The sequence below is a fragment of the Pseudomonas sp. EA_65y_Pfl1_P113 genome, assembly GCF_963970525.1.
GTDB lineage: Bacteria > Pseudomonadota > Gammaproteobacteria > Pseudomonadales > Pseudomonadaceae > Aquipseudomonas > Aquipseudomonas tritici.
The window spans coordinates 1-1,127 of the sequence record NZ_CAXAQM010000098.1 but is presented as its reverse complement, the minus strand read 5'-3'; the positions used below and the strand labels follow the sequence as shown (position 1 = coordinate 1,127).

General features: G+C 62.8%; 2 protein-coding genes. Both read right to left on the bottom strand.

The annotated features are described in order from the left end of the window. Nucleotides 1-344, bottom strand: a 344-nt coding sequence (locus tag AACY52_RS28435) for a 2-oxoglutarate and iron-dependent oxygenase domain-containing protein (protein ID WP_339561085.1), incomplete at its 3' end; no start/stop codon positions are given. Beyond that, on the bottom strand, nt 341-1,127 hold a 787-nt coding region (locus AACY52_RS28430), incomplete at its 5' end, for a solute carrier family 23 protein (RefSeq protein WP_339561084.1). The genes AACY52_RS28435 and AACY52_RS28430, both read right to left, overlap by 4 nt.

Genomic DNA, 1,127 nt, shown 5'->3' with positions numbered 1-1,127 from the left:
AAACGGCCGATGTTAAAATATTCGCGGTGGTCGGGTTTCGCCTCCTTCTCGCCGATCGTGCTGGCCAGGTTACCAGACTCGACGGCGAAGTAGCCACGATAGACTGCCTTGTCGGGTGAGCGGTACTTTACCTTCTCCGACTTGGTAAGATCGAATAGCTTGCGACCTTCCGCCTCGGCCCGCTCGATTATCTCTGCGGGAACACCATGTCCGGAGACAACAAGGAACCCGATACTGCGCGCGGCCGCTCCGACTTGCTCCGCGACCGCCTGTTTGGCAGCTTCGTCCCCTGTCCGGGCCGGCGCCAGATCGATGATCGGCACTACGCTTCCGTCGAATTTCATGCAAACCTCCTGGCCGGAACGATCTCCGGCATGATGATCTCTTCTTCAATCTTGTCGATCTTCGAAGCAGCGGTGTCGGCAGCTTTCTTGCCAAAGAACAGGTTGAGCGCCACGGCCGTGCAGATGCCGAGCAGGACACCGCTATGGGTAAAGGGCGCGAGCGCAGCTGGCGCTTGGGCGAAGAAGCGATCGGACATGCTCGGAATGAGGCCGACGCCGAGGCTGACCGCGACGACGAGCAGCTTTTCCTTCGACTGGTCCAGACCCGCTTGCGCCAATGACCGGATGCCCGTAGCCGCGACCATCCCGAACAGGACCAGCGCAGCGCCACCCAGCACGCTGGCCGGCATGGCTGCAACCAGCGCCGACGCTTTGGGGATCATCGCCAGCGCGAGCATGAAGGCGGCCGCGGCTGCGCAGACGAAACGGCTGCGGACGCCGGTCAAACCGACCAGCGCGATGTTCTGGGCGTAAGAGGTGTAGGGAAAGCTGTTGAACAGACCGCCGATGACCGCGCCGAGGCAGTCGGCCCTGAGCCCGCGCGTGAGTGCGCGCTGATCGACCGGGCGCTCCACAAGCTGGCCGAGCATCGTCAGCATGCCGCTTGACTCCACCAGCGTTACCAAGACCACCACAACCATCGATGCGATAGCGGCGGGATCGAAGATCGGGGGGCCGAAATGGAACGGCGTGACGAGTCGCAGTGGCGGCGACGCGATGGCCGTACCGAAGTCGACCAAGCCGGTGGGTATTGCTGCGAGAAACCCGGCAACCATGCCGATC